The 21,159-nt window shown below is 68.6% G+C and carries 16 protein-coding genes and 2 pseudogenes; 9 read left to right on the top strand and 9 right to left on the bottom strand.

Annotation, left to right across the window (positions count from 1 at the left end):
• Positions 1-816: 816 nt before the first annotated feature.
• The 5 genes from EMA17_RS52830 to EMA17_RS47100 form a co-directional block, all read right to left on the bottom strand.
• Positions 817-975 (bottom strand): DUF6760 family protein, encoded by a 159-nt coding sequence (locus tag EMA17_RS52830; protein ID WP_170222376.1) that lies wholly within the window; start codon positions 973-975, stop codon positions 817-819.
• Positions 972-1,367: a hypothetical protein gene (locus EMA17_RS47085; RefSeq protein WP_126643388.1), complete on the bottom strand. Its 396-nt coding sequence runs from the start codon at positions 1,365-1,367 to the stop codon at positions 972-974. The genes EMA17_RS52830 and EMA17_RS47085 overlap by 4 nt, the downstream gene beginning before the upstream one ends.
• A gap of 56 nt (positions 1,368-1,423) precedes the next feature.
• The gene (locus EMA17_RS47090) at positions 1,424-2,482 is read right to left on the bottom strand and encodes a hypothetical protein (protein ID WP_126643389.1); all 1,059 of its coding nucleotides are present in this window, start codon (positions 2,480-2,482) and stop codon (positions 1,424-1,426) included.
• Positions 2,483-2,523: 41 nt separating this feature from the next.
• Entirely contained in the window at positions 2,524-4,458 is a 1,935-nt protein-coding gene (locus EMA17_RS47095; protein ID WP_160161823.1) for a phage tail sheath family protein, read from the bottom strand.
• Positions 4,459-4,791: 333 nt separating this feature from the next.
• Positions 4,792-5,232 (bottom strand): phage tail protein, encoded by a 441-nt coding sequence (locus tag EMA17_RS47100; protein ID WP_126643391.1) that lies wholly within the window; start codon positions 5,230-5,232, stop codon positions 4,792-4,794.
• 372 nt (positions 5,233-5,604) lie between these two features.
• Here EMA17_RS47100 and EMA17_RS47105 point away from each other — a divergent pair, with 372 nt between their 5' ends.
• Positions 5,605-6,441: a beta-propeller fold lactonase family protein gene (locus EMA17_RS47105; RefSeq protein WP_160161824.1), complete on the top strand. Its 837-nt coding sequence runs from the start codon at positions 5,605-5,607 to the stop codon at positions 6,439-6,441.
• Positions 6,438-6,875, top strand: a complete 438-nt coding sequence (locus tag EMA17_RS47110; RefSeq protein ID WP_126643393.1) for a contractile injection system spike tip protein — start codon at positions 6,438-6,440, stop codon at positions 6,873-6,875. The genes EMA17_RS47105 and EMA17_RS47110 overlap by 4 nt, the downstream gene beginning before the upstream one ends.
• 49 nt (positions 6,876-6,924) lie before the next feature.
• Here EMA17_RS47110 and EMA17_RS47115 read toward each other — a convergent pair whose 3' ends face one another.
• Positions 6,925-8,298, bottom strand: coding sequence for an NHL repeat-containing protein (locus tag EMA17_RS47115; RefSeq protein WP_126643394.1), 1,374 nt, complete (start codon positions 8,296-8,298; stop codon positions 6,925-6,927).
• Between the two features lie 363 nt (positions 8,299-8,661).
• Between EMA17_RS47115 and EMA17_RS47120 the strand changes: the two genes are divergently transcribed.
• From EMA17_RS47120 to EMA17_RS47140, 5 genes are all read left to right on the top strand, one after another.
• On the top strand, positions 8,662-10,005 hold the full coding sequence (locus tag EMA17_RS47120) for an SMP-30/gluconolactonase/LRE family protein (protein ID WP_126643395.1): 1,344 nt from the start codon (positions 8,662-8,664) through the stop codon (positions 10,003-10,005).
• A 275-nt stretch (positions 10,006-10,280) separates the two neighbouring features.
• Positions 10,281-11,267, top strand: a complete 987-nt coding sequence (locus EMA17_RS47125) for a Pvc16 family protein (RefSeq protein WP_126643396.1) — start codon at positions 10,281-10,283, stop codon at positions 11,265-11,267.
• A 344-nt stretch (positions 11,268-11,611) separates the two neighbouring features.
• Entirely contained in the window at positions 11,612-13,588 is a 1,977-nt protein-coding gene (locus tag EMA17_RS47130) for an ATP-binding protein (protein WP_371863235.1), read from the top strand.
• Positions 13,589-13,780: 192 nt separating this feature from the next.
• On the top strand, positions 13,781-15,433 hold the full coding sequence (locus tag EMA17_RS47135) for a hypothetical protein (RefSeq protein ID WP_126643398.1): 1,653 nt from the start codon (positions 13,781-13,783) through the stop codon (positions 15,431-15,433).
• Positions 15,434-16,929: 1,496 nt separating this feature from the next.
• The gene (locus EMA17_RS47140) at positions 16,930-17,796 is read left to right on the top strand and encodes a hypothetical protein (RefSeq protein ID WP_126643399.1); all 867 of its coding nucleotides are present in this window, start codon (positions 16,930-16,932) and stop codon (positions 17,794-17,796) included.
• Positions 17,797-18,093: 297 nt separating this feature from the next.
• Here EMA17_RS47140 and EMA17_RS47145 read toward each other — a convergent pair whose 3' ends face one another.
• Both EMA17_RS47145 and EMA17_RS54940 read right to left on the bottom strand, forming a co-directional pair.
• Complete coding sequence (locus tag EMA17_RS47145) at positions 18,094-18,795, bottom strand: DUF6461 domain-containing protein (RefSeq protein WP_126643400.1); 702 nt, start codon at positions 18,793-18,795, stop codon at positions 18,094-18,096.
• Between the two features lie 419 nt (positions 18,796-19,214).
• A complete protein-coding gene (locus EMA17_RS54940) occupies positions 19,215-19,559 on the bottom strand; it encodes a DUF6461 domain-containing protein (RefSeq protein ID WP_246127341.1) in 345 nt (114 codons plus the stop codon).
• Positions 19,560-19,748: 189 nt separating this feature from the next.
• On the opposite strand from EMA17_RS54940, the gene EMA17_RS54945 reads away from it, so the two are divergent.
• A complete protein-coding gene (locus EMA17_RS54945) occupies positions 19,749-20,699 on the top strand; it encodes a group II intron reverse transcriptase/maturase (protein WP_246127342.1) in 951 nt (316 codons plus the stop codon).
• Between the two features lie 89 nt (positions 20,700-20,788).
• A pseudogene (locus EMA17_RS54950) lies at positions 20,789-20,932 on the top strand (IS5 family transposase); the annotation flags it as partial.
• Positions 20,933-20,974: 42 nt separating this feature from the next.
• Here the strand turns inward: EMA17_RS54950 and EMA17_RS54955 are convergent.
• A pseudogene (locus tag EMA17_RS54955) lies at positions 20,975-21,124 on the bottom strand (NIPSNAP family protein); the annotation flags it as partial.
• Positions 21,125-21,159: the final 35 nt, after the last annotated feature.

Genomic DNA, 21,159 nt, shown 5'->3' on the forward strand with positions numbered 1-21,159 from the left:
TTGCGGGCAGTGGGCGGGGCCGTATACCGGGCGTGGGCCGGGGTGCGACGGGTGGTCGTGCGCGAAGGTGAGCTCTGGGGTGCCGAATTGCCCGAAAGGTCGTCGGGCGGGATCGACCTCGACGGATGTCTCGCGCGCACCGGCCGCAGCACGAAGGCCGCCATCGCGGGTGCTCGGGGCGGACGTGTCCACGTGCGCGGAGCCGGCGTGCGAAGGCCGCCGGTTCTTCCCTCCGGCGTGGTGGTCGGCCGGGTCGTCATGGAAGTCCCGGTGCCAGTCGGTGTGTTCGTCGGTGTATGCCGGGGACACAGGTGCGACGTCCGGCGCGGGCCATCGATCGCGGGCCGTCGGGTCCGATGCGTGCGCGGGCGCCCCACCGTGTTCACGACATGCGGCGGTCGTCGGGGCAGTCGGGTCGTCGTGACCGGGCCCGATGGTCGACGGCGGGAGCGGTGTGCCATCGGGTGCGGCCATCGTGCCGGAATGGCGGGGCGATACGAGGCCGCCCGCTTCGCCGGGATGGCGCAAAGGCGTTGCCTGATCGGCCGCCACGAAGGCATCCGACTCGTCGTCCGGGCCGGACGCCGGCCACAGGTCGAGCAGCGCGCGGCACGCCGACAGCGGGATCGCGCGCGGCAGTGGTCGGCTCGTGGTCGTGACCGTCGGGGCGGGGGTCCACGCGACCAGGTCCCTGCGCAGCGCGGCCAGCGGGCCGAGTACGAACCCTCGGGGCGTGAGCGACCCGGGCGGATCATCGCATCGCGACATCGAAGCGGGGACGGGCCGCGCAGGGCGGCGGCGTTCGGGGGCCACGGGTCACGCTCGCTCGTGGCCGGTCGACGTGAGTTCGGCGATCTGACGCACCCAGTCGCGGCGCTCGTGGTGGGCCAACGAAAGGATCTCTGCGCGCGACCAGTGGAAGTGCCCGGCGATGCGGGCGCTTTCGCGCAGCAGTACGGCGACGGGGTGCGTCATGCTTCCCCCAGGCGTTCCCGCGCGGGTTCGGGGACGGTGAAGGTGATGCCGCAGCCGGGACAGGCCATCGCGCTGTGCGTCTCCTCCAGGCCGTTGACGCGGCGATACAGGCTCTGGAGGTGGGCGAGGTCGGCGGCGAACATCCGCTCGATGACACCGGCGTGGATGTCGGCGACCGTCCCCAACCGGGTGACGACGAGGCTGAGCAGCACGACTCCGAGGTAGGCGGGATTCTCCCGGACCCGTTGATCGATCAGCGGGGACAGTTCGTCATGGGCGGTGGCCAGGCGCATGGTGCCCGTGCGGTGCACGGCGCCGTGGTCGTCGACGTATCCGTGGGGCAGTTCGAAGTCGAACGTGGTGCGCAGGCCCGTGGTCGTGGGGTTCGACACCGGTTCGGGTCCTCTCGGTGAGTGGGGCGGGCCGGGGGCGTTCACCGGTGGGGGTGTCACTTGACCGTGTACGTGCAGTGGCCCAGAACGGGTTGGTCGTCGCACACGAACCACAGGTCCTTGTCACCCTTTTGGGCCGGGGAAAGCACGCACATCCCCCGGGGGCCGAGCTTGACCGGGACGCTGTCGGTGACGGGGTAGGTGTCGTTGTCGGCGGCCGCGACGCGATGGACGCCCTTTTCGGTCGACACCCACACGGCACTCGTCTTGGCCTCCGCGACCACCCGACGAGGCGCCCCGATCCCGGCGGGGAGTTGGACGTCCTCCCATTCGTCGTTCGTCCGAACGCGCAGGATCGCCGGCCCCCCACCGCCATCCGTCTCGGTCGCGAGGAACCACAGGTGTCGTTTACCGCCGACCTCGGTGACGGCCACGTCGACGGGAAGCCGGTCGCCGATCTCGATGGGGGGTTCCCAATGGCCCTTCGTTCGCTCCCGGAGCTGGTTCGCGTTGCTCTTGACCGCACGGTCGCGGTCCTGTGACACGACATAGATGTCCAGGTTGGTATCGGAACCGATCAGACAACCTCCGCACAAACGTCCGTAGTCGGGGAGGTCGGACACGCTGATCTCCTTGAGCTTCATGTCGCCGGTGTCGCTCTTGGCGAGCGGCGCGTACCAGATGGTGGGTGAGGCCAGGGAGTGGCTGAGGACGCCGATGTGGGCTTCTTCGGCATTGGGTTTGCCGTAGGTCGCCACGTCGACGACCAGTGGGCTGATCTGGACTCGTGTGTCGGGATAGGGCTTGAGCGTGGCCGTCTTCGAGTCGTCGATCAGGCTGTAGAGCGGCGCCTCGTCGGTGGAGCCGCGCGGCACGGCGATCCACATGCGGTTGCCCTGGTTCTTGCGGGGATCGCGGACGATTCCCGCGGCGCTGGAAGGCGCGTTCCTGGTCAGGTAGACGCGCTTTTGCGGGAACGCCGAGTCGACGCCGACGACGCAGGCCTGGTTCTGCACGGTGATCCACAGCATGCCGTTTTCGGCCAGGGCGACGGAGTCGAGGTTCCCGGTGATCCGATCCGCGAGCGAGTACAGCGCCTTCAGTTTGTTTGTCATGGGCGTCTCCTGGTGTCGACGAAGGAAAAACGTGGGCAACCTCAGGTGGTGGTCGTGCCCACGGCCGCCGCGATCTGGGTGACGCGGAAGATGACGAACTCGGCGGGCCGCACCGGGGCCACGCCGATCTCGCAGACCACGCGACCCTCATCCAGATCCGTCTGCGTGTGGGTGTCGGCGTCGCACTTGACGTAGAAGGCCTCCGCCGCGGTGCGACCGAACAGCGCTCCGGCGCGCCACTGATCGGTGAGAAACGCCGCGACCGCGTGCCGCAACGACGCCCACAGCCGCTCGTCGTTCGGCTCGAACACGGCCCACCGCGACGACGACAGGATCGAGTCCTCCAGAAAGCACACCAGGCGCCGCACGTTGACGTACCGCCAGTCCCGGGTGTCCGAGAGGGTGCGCGCACCCCACACCAACAGGCCCTGTCCGGGGAAGACCCGCAGGCAGTTGACGCCGGCGTCGTTGAGGGGCTGTTGGCGGGCGTCGCCGAGGTGGTCCAGCGGTTCGCCGACATCGCGCAGGCCGACGTTCGCCGGGGCCTTGAACACCCCGCGAGCGGCGTCGGTGGACGCCCACACGCCGGCGATGTGTCCGGACGGCGGTACGGCCCGGGTGCTGTCGCCGTCCAGGCCCGGGACGCGTACCCAGGGGTAGTAGAGGGCGCCGAAGGCCTTGTCGACGTCGTCGGTCCCGAGGGGTCCGGCGAAGTCCCTCAGGGCCGCGTCCCAGGCGGAGGTGAGCGGATCGGGGGTGGGAGGGCCGTCGAGGACGGCGAGGCGGTTGCCGGCCCGGTGGCAGTGGGCGACGACGTCCTTCATGAGGCTTTGGGCCGCGGTGCGGATCCGAGGGGCCCTGCTGTCGGCCAGAGCCCGGGCGGCGTCGGCTCTGACCTGCTCGGCATGGACGGCTTCGCCACGAGCCTTGACGGCTTCCCGGAGCACCTTGTCGGCGTCGGATTCGGCCGTTTGGGCTGTGAGCAGCGCCTTGCCCCGCTCGGCTTCGGCGGTGTGGAGCCGAGTCCGACTGTCCTCGAGTTCGGTCTGCCGAGCATGGAGGGGCGTTCCCAGTGAGGCGACGAGATCTTCGGCTCTTCTCCGGGCGATCAACGCCGCATCGCACACGTCGTTCGCCGTCTTGGCGTTGTCGGTCGCGACGTCGACAGCGCCTTCGGCGGCCTTCACGGCTTCCTGCGCCGCGTCGGCGATCGCTTGGCCGGCCTTTTTCACGTCGCCCTGGGTGACCTTCTTGGCGTCGTCGGCCTTTGCCGCCACGTCGTCGAGCGCGGTGACGACCTCCGCGACGCCCTTGACCCTTTTGGCGGCTCTCAGGGCGGCAGTCACCGCGCCGAGGACATCGTCGGCGGCGTTCTCCAGCGCTTCGGCCTTGGAGGTCGCAGTGGCCGCCTTCGCCTTCTCGCCTACCGCCTTGACCGCGTCCTGCACCTTCTGGACGGCCTTCACCTCGGCGGTGGCCTCATCGTCCGCCTGTGACTTGGCGGTGTGGTCCTCGACGGCCTTCGCCTTGGCGGATTCGGCCTCGTCGAGGTCCTTTCGGGCGGCTTCGACGCGAGCTTCGGCGTCTTCGACCGCCGCGGTCGCGGTGGCCACACCGTCATCGGCTTCGACCTTGAAGGCGTTCGCCAGTTCGACGGCTTTTTCGACCTCCCGGGCCCTCTTGGCCGACTCCGCGGCCGTCTTGGCCTTGGCTTGTGCCTCATCCGCGGCCTTGTCCAGGGCCGATTGGAGGTTCCTGGTATCGCTGTTGTCGACACCGAACGGATTTCGCTGCGCGATGTCCCAAAGGACCGGCACCGCAACCATGTTGACGTCGTGCACGGTCGTCAGCCCCGCCAGTCCCGAACGCTTGGTCGCATCGCCCGTGAGGGTGACCGCGTTGTCGTCGAGGATGCCTACATAACAAAGGGTGCCGCCGTTCGCGAAGAACGCGTACACCGCCTCGGCCAACAGCAACCACCGTTCCTGCTGCGCGGTCGCCTTCCTGCCGGTGGTCGGGTCGGACTGCTGCGCCCGGATCTTGTCGAGCAGGACGTCGACGTCGTACGCCGCCGCGAACGTGGACCAGCCGCGTACCGCCTGCGGTTGTGCGCGCCGGCGCCGCTCGGCCTCGGCGTCGTCCTTGTGTCTGTGTTCCGTGTCGAGATAGGCGTAGCCGAGGAAGGCGGGGGTGGAGGTGCCGACGCCGGTGACGATGCGGATGCCGCTGGAGTATTCCTCGAGGTAGACGCCGGGGGCGCGCAGGACGTTGGGGCTCATGGGGTGGGTCCTTCGGTCGGGCGGGGGCGGCTATTCGACGGTGAGGTCTTCGTAGGTGATCGTGACCTGTTCGGTGGCGGCACTCGCGTCGCCGGCGCCGAGGGTGGGTCCCTGCCAGCGCGAGGCCCAGGCGTTGGTCAGATGGATGCGCCGGACGGTGTTCTTTCTGGCGTCCTTGAGCGAAATGCTGATGTTCTGGCGAGCCTTGTCGAGGTCGGCGTCGACGAGGGTGGCCTTGATCCAGTCGGTGAACGCGGTGCTCTTGTCCATACCGCGGGTGACGGTGATCTCGCCGGAACGCCGGGCACCCGGCTGCTTGCGGATGACCAGTTCGCCGCTGGGGGTGACCTGCCGGGTCTCCACGACGTCCTGTTCCAGGGTCAGGCCACCGACGTCGCGAACGGTCTCGACCTGGAACTTGCCCAGTTCGATGGCGAAGGTGTGGCTGGAGAAGACGTCGCCGTTGAGCATTGCGGCGGATCCTTTCGTAGACGCTCACGAGGCCGAACGCGGCGAGGCCGCGTCGATCTCGCGGGCCGTTCGCACCACTTCCGGGTCGGCCGGGACGCGGACACGACCTGGCCAACCAGTCGGTATCCACTGGTGTGCGGCATCGAACCCGATGTCCACCATTCGCCCCATCGCTGCCACGAACCCGCAATGGCAATCCGGCGGCCGTGCCGCCACGCTCCGGCGACGTCGACCTTCGACTTCTCCGGTCCTCCGGTCCTCGTCGCAGCACGGCGCGCGGGCATGCCGATCCGAACACGAAGCGCCGAGCGCATGGTTCGGGGCCCAAGTGGTAGAGGCCAGTCCCGATCCGCACTATGGGGAGCGCGCGCAGTGGCCGGTCCACGCATCATCTGCACCCTCGACAAGGCCCCGCGACGACAGGGCGAGGCCGACTACCGACGACGCCGCGACACCCTTGCCCTGACGGACCTGTCCGACTCGCCGGGCACGCCACACGGCCTTTACCTCGGTGACCACGGACACGACCCCGCCTTCCTGGCCGGAGCGGTCACGGACGGCGCCTATCGCGTATACGTGACATGCACCGGCTCTGCGGTCGTTCTGGCCGTGCGCGTCGACCCGAACGACGGTGAACCCGACGTGCAGACCACCGTGCCGGTGGGTGCCAACCCGGCCGCGGTCGCGCTGTCGCCGCGCGGCGATCTGCTCGCGGTGGCCGAACCGGACAGCCGGGCCGTGCACTTCCTGAGCGTCGATCCCACCACCGGATCCATGTCGGTGCGGGAACCACCATTGGACATCGGCTGTGGGGCGCGACATCTGGTCTTCGCCTCGGCGGGTCCGCCGGACCTCGTCCTGGCCGCAGCGGCACCGGGCGACCGGCGAATCGTCCTGATCACCATCGACCCCGCCAACCCCCAGGCGAGCCTCCACACCACCACGACCGTGGACATCCCGGGCCATGAGGGCCCGGCCTGGCTCGGCTTCGATCCGGAGGCCACGGCGATCACCGCACTGTGCCCGAAGCCGGACTTCACCGACGGCGTCACCGCGTGGCTCTCGGTCGGCCCCGAACGCCCGGCCGCCGCCGGCCCTCCGTACACGATTTCTCCCGTCGGCCTGGATGTGCGCACATCCTTACCGGGCCAGGCGCCCGCCGTCGTTCTCACCCTGGGACCTCCACTACCCGAAAGGCATCCGACGTGACCGGCGCCGTCGTCCGAGACGCCGACCGCGTCCTGGTGTCGTTCACGACGACACCCGGGCTGGTGGTCATCGCGCCCCCGGGACTGGTCGTCGCGCCCGACCGGGGAGTCACCGTCGCGGGCCGCCCACCGTGCCTGTCGGGCGATGAGAAGGACGTGTCGCCCTACGCCGAGGGGGTGTTCCCATACACCCGTCCGCCGTACGTCGTTCCCGGTTTCGGCCGCATCTCCCTGAACGCCGACGCGGTCCGAGCGTTCGCCACCGTCGACGGCCGACAACTCCTGCTGAACAGCGGGAAGTTCGCCGCGACGTTCACCATCTTGGTCCGGGCGACCAAACCGCCCCCGCAATCCGACCCCGACGACGACATGAACGGCAAGTACGAGGGAGACGCGGTCTTCCTCACCGACGACATCACGGTGACCTGCGCGTGACCCGGGCCGACGCCGACCTCCTCCCGGACCGACCCGCGACGAGGCGGAGCTATTTCTGCTTGACGCTGAGATGGAAGACGAACGAGGCCTTGTCGGGCGCCGAGGCCTCGACCTTGAGGCCCCTGTCCGTCGGGACGGGACCCGCGGTCAGGGCTTCGGCGGTGGCAATGCCGTCGGGATCGGTCAGCGCGGTACACGAGGATCGGTTGTTCGGGAAGGCGGCAGTCGCGATCGATGTGCCGTGCACGGTGAACGTGACCTCCACGTACGGTACCGGCCCACTTTCCTCGTCCAGGGCCACGACTTTGAGCCGAGGCAGGAACTCGGTGTTCGCAAACGCGCAACGGGCATCATCGTCGCCTTCGGGCACCACGAGAAATCGAGCCGTCGCCGAACCGGACACCATCCGCACCCGATTGTTCTCGCAGTCGGCGACGTAGAGGCGCCCCTTGCCATCCGGTGCCACACCCTTCGGATAGTTGAACCGGGCCGACGCGGCGGGGCCATCGACCCAACCCCTCGCGCTGTCCTTACCTGCCGGAGGGCCCGCTACAGTGAACACCTGCGCCCTCGACACCATTCGTACTCGGTTGTTGTAGAAGTCCGCGACGTAGACGTTCCCGTCTCGATCCACCGCGATGCCGAACGGACCGTCAAACCGGGCCGACGGCCCCGGGCCGTCCACACACCCGCGCAAGGTCCCGTCCTCCGCAGGAGGACCGGCCGGCGTCGATACTTGGCGCTGGGCCGAAATCGTCCGCACCCGATGATTGAGGAAGTCGGCGACGTAGACGGTTCTGTCGGCATCCACCGCCACACCGTACGGACTGTTGAACCGGGCCGACGCGGCCGCGCCATCCACGCAACCCGACGCGTCGGCGACGTCCGCGAGAGGACCGGCCGCGGTCGACACATCGCCCGTGGGTGAGATCATCCGCACCCGGTGATTGGCGGAATCCGCCACGTAGACGTTTCCCTCGGCGTCGACCGCCACGTCCCTCGGCCAGTTGAACCTGGCAGAGGCGGCCGGGCCGTCCTTGAAGCCGGGCGTACCGCTACCGGCCACCGTGGACACGTAGCCTTCCGACAACTTCCGGATCCGATGATTGGTGTAGTCGGCGATGTACAGGTCGCCCTTGGCATCGATCGCCATACCGCACGGATAGTCGAACCGCGCCAACGCCGCAGGGCCGTCCACGTAGCCCGCTGCGTCACCGACGTCCGTGGGGGGACCGGCTGCGGTGGATACTCGGTCCCCCGACAGCTTCCGCACGCGACTGTTCCTCGAGTCGGCGATGTACAGATCGCCCTTGGCGTCCACCACCACATCCGTCGGCCAGTTGAACCGCGCCGAGGCGGCCGTGTCGTCCCGGAATGCCGCCGTGCCGTCGCCGGCCGCCGTGGAAACAGTCCTGCTCGACATGGCACTCCTTGGCTCCCCGGAGCGTCGTGATCACCTGACGATTGTCCGGGCACATGGGACTTCACCGCCGCCGATCGGGACTGAAGGGCCCGACAGGTACGGCGGATGGATACCCCACTCAGCCGTCGCCACCCCCGGCGCGGGCCATCCGAGTGATCGGTCGGGCGCCCGAGGGACACGACGCCGGTCCCCCGGCTCGTAACGGTCGGATCGGTCTTCCAGGGGGACTTCGACGGCGTGTTGTGCGCGCGACGGGGGTACGCGCGGGCGTGGTTCGGGAGGTGTGCGATTCCCGGCCACGGCCGGCGGTGCGACATCCCCGTCCCCGCTTTCGGTACCACCACATGGGAAGCGAGGAGCGCCATGCCCACCAGGATTGTGTCCACGGTGGCCGGCGACGGCACGGCGGACTTCAAGGACGGTCCGGCCGCGTCGGCGCGATTCCATCGCCCGTTCGGTGTCGCGGTGCACAAGGGCAATGGAAACGTCTACGTCGCCGATGCGGACAATCACCGGATCCGGTTGATCTCCAACGGACAGGTGACCACCGTGGCCGGCGACGGCAACCCGGCTTGGAAGGACGGTCAGGCATCGTCGGCGGAGTTCAGCTGGCCGTTCGGGGTGACGACGCGTTCCGACGGAAATGTCCATGTCGCCGACGGGTGCAACCACCGGATCCGGTTGATCTCCAACGGACAGGTGACCACTGCGGCCGGTCCCGACTATGTCTGCGAGCCGAGCGGCTTTCAGGAGGGTCCGGCATCCACCGCCCGGCTCCACTACCCGTTCGGCGTGGCGGCGGACTCCAAGGGGGACGTCTACGTCGCGGACACCAGCAATCATCGCGTCCGGAAGATCTCGGGAGGTCAGGTGACGACCGTGGCCGGCGACGGTACACCGGCCTTCGCCGACGGCCCGGCGGCATCCGCCCGGTTCAACAGCCCGATCGGCATCGCCGTCGACGACCACGGAAAGATCTACGTCGCCGACAGGGACAACCATCGGGTACGGGTGATTGCCGGAGGCCAGGTGACCACCGTGGCGGGCGATGGCACACCGGCCTACAAGGACGGGCCGGTCGCGTCCGCCCGGTTCCACAGCCCGTGCGGCGTCGCCGTCGACACCGACGGAATCCTCTATGTCGGCGACTCGCAGAACCATCGGCTGCGCATGATCTCCGCCGGCCAGGTGACGACCGTGGCCGGTCCCGTCACGGATGTCGGCGACGTGGCCGGGTTCCAGGACGGCGACGCGTCGTCGGCCCGGTTCAGCGGCCCGTGGGGTGTGGTCGTGGACGGCAAGGGCAACATCTACGTTGCCGACAGCGGCAACCATCGTGTTCGGATGGTGTCCGTCGCCCCGAAACCGGTGACATATCTCGTGGTGCCCGATGGCGACGACGACTACCGCGACGCGGACCCGAACAAGGAACTCCTGCCGCGACTGCGAGTGGTGGCCCAGGACAAGAGCGGCGGCCCCGTGCCCGGTGCCGAGGTGACGTTCACCATCCGCCCCGCCACGGCCACCTCCGCCTTCCCGGACCACCGGTCGTCCTGCGTCGTACCGAGCACCGACTCGAACGGCATCGCCACCGCCGACGTCCTGACCGCCGGCCCCGCCCCCGGCGACCTGAAGGTCGAGGCCACGGCAGCGGAGGACAAGGCGTCCTTCGTCTTCCACGTCAAAGTCAACGGGGCGAAGAAATAGCCCGGTTCGCTTTCGTGTGGTACCCCGCGCCGCACGACCACGGCGGACATAGCCCACTCCGACCGGGCGACGTGTCGGTTCACGACCGCCGGTTCGGGCATCCGCACGTCGTCCCCGAAGAGCACCCGGCAGGAGCAGACACCAGTGATGCCACGCCACGCCGACCCACCCGCCCGCGCCCCGGGAGAACCGATCGGCGCCGCCGAGCCCGCGCACCACGTCCGCCGCTTCGCACGCCTCACCTCCCGTACCCCGGCGCCGCGCGGACCGTCGTCGTGAGCGACCTGCCGCCGCCCGTCACCATCGACATGGTCGACTTCTCCCTCGCCTACCTCATGGCGGGAAACCCGACACTGCGCGGGGCCGAACTCTCGCTCGGCGCGCCCGACTCCTCACCGCCGAGCCGCCCACTGGTGAACATGTTCCTCTACCGCATTCGCGAGGACACCCGGCGACGCCAGGCCGGAGTCGTCCACCTCAACACCCGCGAAGCCGACCACCCGCGAACCGTGGAGCCACCTCGATACGCCGAACTCGGCTACATGGTTTCCGTCGCCTCGGCCCAGATCGACATCGACCCCATGCGACTCGCCACCCTCACCGGCAAGGACTTCCGACCACTCGACAGCCACGCCATGTTCCAGGGCCTGCTGACCGAACTCACCACGATCGACGAACTGCCGCTGTACGTCCCCATGGAGGACCGCGCCGCCTACCGATACGGCGTCTCCGTGCCACTGCGCCTCAACCAGCCGTCCGAGGACGCTCGCTCGGCCGGCGAACTGTGGTCGGCGCTGAACGTACCCCCGCGTCCCTTCCTGGACCTGGCGGTCACCATCCCGATGCTCCCGGACGAGAGCCGCATCGCCACGGGCACCTGGGTGACGGCGGTCGAGTTCGGCATCACCTCCCGCGACGGGATCCTCGCACCGGAGAAGCGGACGCTCACCACCGAACGTATCCCCGAACCTCTCCTGCACGAGGTGGTTCGGGACTCCGAGAACGGACGGATCCGAATCACGATCGATGGTCGGCTACCGGACAACGCAGCCGGGCTTCGGGCCTGGATCAGCCGGGATGACGTCCACGTGTCCAACATGACGATCTCGCTGTCGGACAAGGGCGATCGGCGCTTCGTCGCCGTTGGCGTCCATCCTGCCGACAACCTCGAGTACACGATGCACATCGTGGGGGTCGACGAGACGAACTCCCGATCCGACAGGGTCTACATCGGCTCGGAGAAGATTCTCCGTGTGACGTGAGTCGGTACCCCCACCCGGCCTCATCCCACCGGACTCGACCGTTGCTCGTCGATCATTCTTTCGCGCTTTGCCTTCGCCCGACCCGCCCGCTCCGACCCGGAAGACCACTCCACATGGCCGTGTGCGACGACGACTGCCAGGCTCCCTCGAACGACACGACCCCCGACGTCGGGAGCGGGCCGCACCGTACTCCGACGAACCGGTCCGCATCGGCGGACGAAAGACCCACCCTCGGCAACGGAGGCCGCGAGGTCACGGCGTGCGCGTGCGCTCGAACCGGCTGTCCCGACCCGGAACTCTCCGCTCGGCTGTTCCAACTGCTGTCCCGACTGGAACATCTCGACATGCCGGTGGACCGAAGGGCGTCTTTCCCTGGGGGCGAGGCCGCGCATTCATCCACCCTTCCGGCCTCGGTCGATCCGGTGCCCTCCCACAGGCCCGGTGAACGCGCCCTGCGGAACGGGACGGCGACTCCGTCCTCGGGGCGTCTGAGCGCATTGGTCTCGACGTTCGGCCTGGACGAGCCGGAGATCGCCCTCTTGATCGTCGCGCTGGCTCCCGACGTCGACATTCGCTTTCGCGACCTGTACGCCCGACTCGACGGCCCGCACACGCCCGGCGGACGGGTCACCACGGGAACCGCGTTGCGGCTGTGCGGAATCTCCGCCGTCCACGGCATCGCACGCACCGTGCTGTGTCCATCCGGTCGATTGCGATCGGGCGGATTGGTGGAAACGGACGCCGGCACCGGGAACTACCTCGGCCGTCCGCTGTGGGTGCCCGACAGAGTCACCTCCCATCTACTGGGCCACGACACGCTGTCGGAACGACTGCGCGAAGTCGCGGAGCTCGTTCACCTCACCGCCGACCCGGCGCTGCCCGAGGGCGGTGTCCTGGACGAAACCGTGCGCACGGTCGCGAGCCTGCTCACCGACGGACACCCGGTCTACGTGCGCGACACCGACGCATCGGACCTGGCGGAACCGGCCGCGCGCGCCGCGCTGGCCCGTGTCGGCAAAAGCGACGAGGTATTGCACTTGCGACTGGACCGAATGCCCTCGGGACCGGACGGCGACGCGCTCCTGACCGCCGTAGTGGTGGAGTGTCGCCTGCGCGGCTGTGGGCTGCTCGTGGGGCCTGTTCCCGAGCCACCCCCGGACACGAGCCGACTGATCGACGCTCCCGTCCCCGTCGTGGTGTTCGGTCGGCTTCCTTGGCCTCACCACGACCGTGCGCGTCCGCTCGTGGTCGACTGTCCCCGGCTGGACGTGCCCACCCGCATGCACCTGTGGCGCGCGGCCCTCAGCGAAAACCGCGACTTTGTCGCACGTCCCGAGCTCATGGACGCGCTTGCACGGGAGATGGCTCCCCGCCGCCTGTCCCCACGACAGATCCGGGCCGCGGTCCACGATTGCGCGCGCCACGCGCGGGCACGTCGGGTACGACCGGGCGCGGACGAACTGCGCGCCGCCGCAACCCACGCGCGAGGTCGCGACTCCCTCGGTGGCCTCACCCGGCTCGTCCGACCCGACCGGCGGTGGACGGATCTCGTGCTGCCGTGTGAGCCCCTGGAACAACTGCGCGACCTGATCCGGCGAGCGCGACACCGCGACCTCGTTCTCAACGAATGGGCCATGCGCCCGGGTGGTGGACGCGGACACGGCGTCACGGCTCTCTTCAGCGGACCGTCGGGAACCGGCAAGACGCTGGCGGCTGAGGTGCTCGCCCACGATCTGGGCGTTGATCTGCATGTGATCGACCTGTCGACCGTGGTGGACAAGTACATCGGTGAGACCGAGAAACGCCTGGAGCGTCTGTTCACGGCGGCCGCCGACGTCGATGCCCTTTTGCTGTTCGACGAGGCCGACGCCCTCTTCGGAAAACGCACCGCGGTCAAGGACGCTCACGACCGCTACGCCAACATCGAGACCGCCTACCTTTTGCAGCGTTTGGAGGCCTTCGACGGAGTCGCGGTGCTCACCACCAACTTCCACGGCAACGTCGATCCCGCCTTCACCCGCCGCCTCGACCACGTCGTCCACTTCCCGGCCCCGGACGCCGAGCAACGCCGCACCCTATGGGACGTCGCCCTGGGCACCGTTCTTCCCCGCGCCGAGGATATCGACCTGGATCGACTCGCCGACGTCTTCGATCTGACCGGCGGCGACATCCACTGCTGCGCCGTGTCCGCCGCATACCGGGCCGCGGTGGAGCGGCGTCCCGTGACCATGGGCGACCTGATCGCCGCGACCCGGGCGGAAATGCGCAAGCTCGGCCGCCTCGTCGACGAGGCGGTCTTCACCGATCCGACCGGTAGGTAGATCGACACATCGCGGTCCGTGCCCCTCGACGTGAGCTCCCGGCGCCGGGGGGATCCGCCAATCGTCACCCGAACGCCCGGCATGCCACGCGACGTTCCGGTGAAAGCGTTCGTCGGCGGCCGCCCACGCCGCACATGGGGCTTCCCACCACCGCCCGGCTCGGTGCCCGACCGGCGACATCCGGAGTCTGTAGTGCCAACGAAACGCCGCCTGACCAGCACATCCTCGCAAACCATGCCTTCCTCGACCCGGGGGCCGGAGTCCCGACCACTGGTGTCCCGGACGCAACCGGCCCGCAGTCCCGAAGCGGACGTTACGACCCGCCCGCCCGAACGAAACCCGGATCCACTTCGGCAGCCGAGTTCCATCCCACCGTCGGCCTTCGACATCGAGAGCGATCTCGACCTCGTCGAGATGATCCAAACAGAGGTCGACACCGCAAACCTCGGCGTCGACCGGAAAGGTCTGGACGACCTGTTGAGTCGAAACGCGCTGCGCTCGAACGGGCGGGACGTCCTGTCCCGTCACCACACGGTCACCTCGAAAGCGTCGAAGGGTGCCCAAGGCAGCATCCTCGAGGTGTGGTTCACATCGCGCGGATCGTTCGTCCCGCTCGGGTACCTCCCGGATACGGACTACAAGTTGGCCGACAAGAACCTCAGGGAAATCGGTACGAAACTGGCGCTCGAGACGACTACCACCTACAAGGGCGACGTATCGGCCTCAGCCAACGTCCCGTCCGAGGTCAGCCGGGCCCCACTCGCGAGCGGCGGAATCGTGGCGGGTATCTCCCACGCCCGCAAGCACGGGAGCGAGGACACGACGAAGCAGGCGCGCGAGACGATCGGAGAGGTCAACTATCGCGGAGGCGCCTTCCGTTTCGCGGTCGAGTACACCCTGCACGTGCGCATCGACGGTGTCCCGGCATCCGGGGTGTGCTCGTGCTTCGGTTGTTGTGTCAACGAGCAGGCGCCGTCGCGGACCCTGACCGAGGACGTTCGCCTGACGTTCGCCGTGCCCAAGGACGTCGCCGCACAGCTGATGCACGCCCACAAGGTGCCATCCGATGTGATGTCGCGCTACCTCACGAGTGCCAATCCGGCCGCGGTCGGGCCTCGTACGGAACCTCCTCTCGCCCTGCTTCGCGCCTACTTCGCCGGGCGGAACGTACCGAGAGACCTCGAACAAATGGTCGTCGTCGGCAACGAGCTTCCGGAGGCCCTGGCCGAACGGCTCCTGAGCAAGACCGCGCACACCGAGGAACGCCGGGTGCTGGCCGGCAAACGCACACCGGCGCAGATGACCCACGCCTTGGCGGCGGAGCGCTACATCCCGCCACAACTGTGGAAGGCGATCGACCGCGGCTACACCATCCCGAACCTTTTGCTGGACGAAGTGGAAAACGGGGACTCGCCCGTGATCGTTCCCCCGGGTGAGCGAAGCGGGTTCGCGGACATGCCGGGGCGCGCTTCGGGCTCCGATACGACGCGTTGGGTCTCGGACATCGACAACCTTCTGAACCTCGTCCTGGACGGGGTATCCGTTCCCGACGCATTCGTGTATGCGGTCCTGAACCGCCATGACTTCCCGGAGGATGTGACCCGCACGCTGCGGTTGCGCCAAGGACTGCCGGCCGGGCTGTTGACCAGCCTCATGAACGGCAGCCACATCCCCCCACCCCTGGCCTCGGCTGTCTACCGGGGCATCGAAGTCGACGACGCCTTGTTCCACGCCGCCGCCGCCAACCCGGACATCGACCCCGCCGTGTGGAGCAAAATTCTCTCGAACACGGAGGTCCCTCACGGGGAACTCGCCGAACTCGTGAGCGGACGACTCCGATCCTGATCGAGGCTCGCCCCTGGCGACCACCGCGGATGCCGACCGCTTGGTGGCCGGGGTTCCGGTGGCGAGAAATCGCGATGCTCCGTGGGGGTGAATGTGGCTCGAATTTTCGATGCCGAGCAACAGAATGGAGGCACTTACATGACGTGTGTGCTCGGCGGTCAGTCGAATGCGGACGGGTACGGTCGCCTCGGGAAGCGGTGCGGACCCTCCCACGACCTCACGGGCAACGCGGTCGTCCGGTCCACCGCCGCTCCCGCCATCGACAATCTGTCAATGGCCTCTGAGTCCTCCCTGCTTGTGAGGCCCGGGGACATGCTTGACAGTTTGGTTCCGCAACATGTTTGACGGCGTCTCGCGTGATGCTTGACGGTTCCAGGTGATGGTTGACGGTCAGCGCGAGGCGATGAAGCGGATCATGGGCCGGTCCTTGCGCGGGTGTGTGGAGATTTCGACCTCGCCGTCGAGAACGCGGAAGCAGGTCTCCTCGACGACGACGGTGACGGTCTTGCCGGCACAGGCAACTTCGGCTCGCGAAGCAGCCGATTCACTGCGGACTCCTGCGGGATGGCCGACTGGACGGCCAGCGTCGGTCCCGTCCGGCGCGGCCCGCCCGGGCCCGCCACCACCACCGGGAGTTCACGCTATGAGCCCGCTGCAGATCGTGTCCCTGCCGCTCGCCCTGTCCGCCGCCCTCAACCTCGCCGTCGCCGCCGGCCTGCTCGCCCACCGATCCGGTGCCGGCATTCCCCAGGCGACCCTCACCGGCGCCGCGGCGCCGCAGCCACCGGCCCGGCCGTCTACCTCTCCGCCGTCGCCGCCTACCGATGACCCGACACCCCCCACCCGCCCCGCTCCGGACCGACTCGGCCCGTCGACAACGGCCCTGTACACACACGACTTCGGCCATCAGTGCAGCCGACCTCGGAAACCGACACGAACGATCCTCAAAAGGTCTTAGCGTTCAAAACCCCTTCAAAAACCCGAGTTCGTCAACAACCCACGACGACGGATCATTGAGTGCCGCGATGCCCCGTGGACATCGCACTCGACGCCGCGAACCCCGACGACCCGCTGACCTCGTGGCCACGCACGCCGAGCGACATCCGCATCGGCGCCGGGGTCAGCACCGGCGGGCAACGACTCGACCGACAACTCCACACGCGGGTTCGGGGCCCGGTCGTCGCCCGAGTCGTCGTTCGGCCGGGGAACCGATCGGGCGCCGGCGCGCCATGCAGGACCCGACGCGGGCACTCGAACGACCGGCCCCGCAGGTGCCGTTCACCGATCGGACGGAGCGGCGCCGACAACAGTCGGGCATCGGGATGCCCCGAAACGGTTTGTCACGGGGTCGGGCGTCGAGGATGATCGCCTCGTGACCACCAGAAAGGGCCATGCCGTCTAGGCGCCCCGCTCCGCTCCCCGCCGCTCGCGCCCCGCCGACCGCCGCCCATCGCAGCGTCCGACGGCCGTGAACATCCACCCGGGAGAGCCCGCCCATGCAAGAGACCGCCCTCGTTCCCTACGCCCACCTGCCCCGAGCGCACCACGACCGCCACGTCCTGACCAGTACCGTCGACGTCCACGGCGTCGCCCACTGGCTGCTCGCCGAATCCGCCCCGCAGCCCGGCGGTGATCTCCCGCCGTTCGACGCCCTGGTCGTCTCCGTCCACCCGGACGACACCGTCGAACTCACCGAACTGAGCGCCGTGCGCCCCCGTTGGCCGCGGTTGGACCGCCTGCCCGACGGCGGCTTCGTCGTCGCCGCGTCCCGCGCCCGCCGCGACGAGGACGCCAACCAGGTCCAGATCTTCGACGCACTCGGCCGCGAGACCACATCGTTCTCCGTCGGGGACGCCATCGAACACCTGCTCGTGGACGAGAGCGGCCACCTCTGGGTCGCACACTTCGACGAGAACCCGGACGGAATCCGCCGCTGGAGCGCCACGGGCCGGCTCGCCTGGACGTCGGACGACGCCCGCATCCCCGGCCTGTTCGACTGCTACGCCCTGAACGTGTCGGGCACCACGGCCTGGGCCTGCCCGTACACGGACTTCCCGCTCGTCGAGATACGCCCCGACCGCACCGACCGGCCCGTGAGGGTGTGGTCGAACCGCGTCCGGGGCGCCACGGCGGTGGCCGTCCACGGCGACCGGGTTGCCTTCTACGGCGGTTACGGCGACGAGCGGGACCGACTCGCCCACGGAAGGCTCACCGAAGCGTCCGTCGAGCCGACGGACGTCGGCCTGCTCACCCAGCCCGACGGCTCCGCCCCCGGCCCCCGACGCGTCGTCGGCCGAGGAAGCAGGATCCACGTCCAGGCCGAGCCGTTCACCGCATGGGGCGTATTCGACCTCGGCGGCTGATATCCGACACCCGGAACCCGGCCGAGCTCCGCATGCCCAGGGCGTGCGGGCCGGGCGGGCCCGGTGAGGTCGCGAGTCGGTTTCCCACGTGACACTTCGTCGCGCCTTCCCGGCGACTGCGCCTGCCCGGAAGGCGATGCGGACGAACTACCCCCCGCGACGAGTACGGGCCGGGTAACACGCGACCGGCGCGGTGGACGCGCATCACGACACCGACGTCGGGGGCTCCGGGAGTGGTCGGGGTCGGTGTTTGGGCACCGTGGGAGGTCTGGAGGGAGCGGAACGCGTTGCCGTGGTCTATTCGCCGGGTGGTTCGGCGGCGATGGCGGTGGCCGTCGGGGTGATGGGCCCGGTGTCGTGGACGGGGATCGGTTGTGGCGGCGAGGTGTCGACGGGCAGGGGTGCGGAGAGTCCTTCGCGCAGTCCGGCGGCGAGGAGTGGGCCGTGGACGACGTCGTGGTGGGGGAGGTCGAGGCCGAACACGGTCTCGGCCATGCGCAGTTCGCATCCGCGCGCCTGGGTGTCGTCGTCGACGGGTGTGCCGTCCGGGGCGAGGAGCCCGGCGGTGATCATGTGGGGGAGGAGCCGGTCGGGGTCGGTGCCGAAGCGATCTTCGGGAGCCTCTTCCTCGAAACCGCACACGACCTCGCCGTCCCGGGCGTAAATCAGGTACGCGACGGGGTTGCAGTCGCTGTACACGAGGACCGCCTCGGTGCCGGCGGAAACCGTATCGAGGACACCCTTCTTGAATCCGCGGTTCCCGGTGGTCTCCACGGCATAGGCCCATCCGTGGGAGGTGCCGGCGCGGATCGTCTCGACGCCGGTGTCGAAGTAGGTCTCGGTCGCGTCGACGAGCCCCATCGGCACCGCCGTCGTGGGGTCGCAGCCCATGCGGGTGAGCAACTCCGGGGGCTCCAAACCGCGGGCGAACGTGACGCGGTAGTCGGTTCCGAGCTCGTGGGCCTCGCGCAGCCACGCGATACCGTCCCGGGCACTCATAACCCCACCGTAGAGCCGGTGTCCGACAATTCACCGGGCCCCGGGCACGCCGGGGCGACACGCTCCGACGCCGTGGAGCGGACACGCGTGTGACGGATCCACCGCGCGACCGGGCGGCGGCCCGCGACCGTCGAGGCATCGCACGGCCCGCCCTCCCCGCGCAGGCGGACGCCCGCGACCGGAGCGCGTTCGACGTTCGGCGAACCGCGTGCGGGTGAACTCCTCGCGTGGGGCGCGTTGTTCGGCGTTGTCGGGAACGGTCGTCGCGGCGCGGGGTCGTGCCGATCACGAACGGCCCCGGCGTGTACCGATGCCGCCGGCGGATACGCGGTTGCCGATCTGCCGCCCGACCGCGCGGGGGGAACCGTCGTCGTCGGGGCGTGCCGTGCCCGATCGGGTGTCGTGGACGAAGGCCGGGTTCAGTACATCGCGGCGAGGAGTTCGCCGAGCTCGACGTCCGCGCAGGGCAGGGTGGTGCCGAACTCGGTGTGCGTCATGCGGTGGAGGAGTCGTTGTCGTTCGTCGATGCCGTGGTCGTGTTGGGTTCCGTCGGGGAGCAGCAGGCCCGCGCGGGTCAGGTGGGGAACCAGCCGATCGGGGTCGGTGCCCCAGCGGTCCCGGGGCCGGTCGAACCCGCACACCACGTCCCCGGATTCCGCGTGGTGGAACATCGTGAGCGCGTTGATGTTCTCGAAGGTGCTCAGTGCCACCGTGCCGTCCCACACCGCGGCGAGGTCGACACCGGCCTCGGCTTCGGTCCACACACCACGCGTCCTCTCGATCGACACCATCCCCGAATCCGGACCCGGTCTGGCCCCAACTCCCGGGCCGCGACCCGAGAACCGGGGAAGTACCGGCTCCGGGACACACCCCGACGCCCCGCGTCCCCCCCACGACTGATTCCGAAATACACCCGAGGGGAACGCCGGGCCGGTAACCCGGAATACCTCGCGGTGGCCAATGCACTGGCAAGGACACGCCGGCGCGGTGACCGGGCCGAGGCCCGCAGACTGCGCCGGCAGATGCACAGCCTTCCAAGCGCCGATCCTGATGACCCGGGGTTCAGGCGGCTGCGCTATGTCCGCTATGCAGATGACCACCTGCTCGGGTCCACCGGACCGAAGGCCGAGGCCGAGGAAATCAAACAGCGACTGGCGATGTTCCTGCGTGACGAACTCAAGCTGGAACTCTCCAAGGAAAAGACGCTGATCACCCATGCCCGAACCCAGACGGCACGGTTCCTCGGCTACGAGATCACAACTCGGCAGAACAGCACCAAAATCACCCGGGGCCGACGAGTGGTCAACGGCCAGATTGCGCTGCGCGTCCCACTGGATGTGATCAAGGCCAAATGTTCCCCCTGCCTTGCTCGCGGAAAACCCGCGAAGCAAACGGCCCTGATGAACAGCGACGACCACACCATCGTCGCCACCTTCGGAACCGTCTACCGGGGAATCATCCAGTACTACCTGCGTGCCGGTGATGTCCACCGGCTGCATCGCCTGCGCTGGGTCATGGAGACTTCCATGCTCAAGGCCTTGGCAGGAAAGCATCGTTCAACGGTGTCGAAGATGGCAACGAAGTACAAGAGGACCACCTTCGAAATACCGAACGGGCCCGCATCGCTTTTGAGGTCCGAATCGAACGGAAGCACAGGAAACCACTGGTCGCACGGTTCGGTGGAATTCCACTCCAACGGCAACGGGCGGAAGCACTTGCCGATCGTGACCCGGTCCGAGTGGACTATCCGCAGAAGGAACTCATCGCGAGGCTCCTGGCGGATACTTGCGAGATCTGCGGAAGCAAGGGCAATGTGCAAGTACACCACGATACTTGCCATGACCGAATCCATTCGGAACGGCCTGCCGAACCACTCACGCAGTAGTCACTGGAGAGCCGGATGACAGGGAAACCGTCATGTCCGGTTCGGCGGGAGGCCGTGCGGAAAAGGACTCGCCCTTGGCGAGAACCTCGTCGCGCGGCCCACCCATCGGGATGGCTCATGCAGCGCCGCCGCCTCGCCCGCGACTACGAAACCCACCCACACCGCTCCGAAGCCATGATCCACCTCGCCATGATCGACCTCATGAGTCGACGACTCACCCATGAAAGCACCCCGAACCGGCGCGACCCCTGAACCCGGAACCAAACACGATTCGCACGACAAAGCGCTCTTTTAGGCGATGTCGCGGTCGCCCTCGCCGGGCAGGAAGCAGCCGTGATGGGTGCCGCCGAAGCGGTTGACCAGGCCGACTCAGCGGCGGCCGTACCCCTCGAAGTCCGCCGGTTTGTCGGCGTCGATCTGGTACTTCGGATGAATGGTGATCACGCGCGCATGATGCCGTGTGGCGGGGTGCGCCGCGA

Origin of the sequence: Embleya hyalina, assembly GCF_003967355.1 — a bacterium.
GTDB classification, from domain to species: Bacteria; Actinomycetota; Actinomycetes; order Streptomycetales; family Streptomycetaceae; genus Embleya; species Embleya hyalina.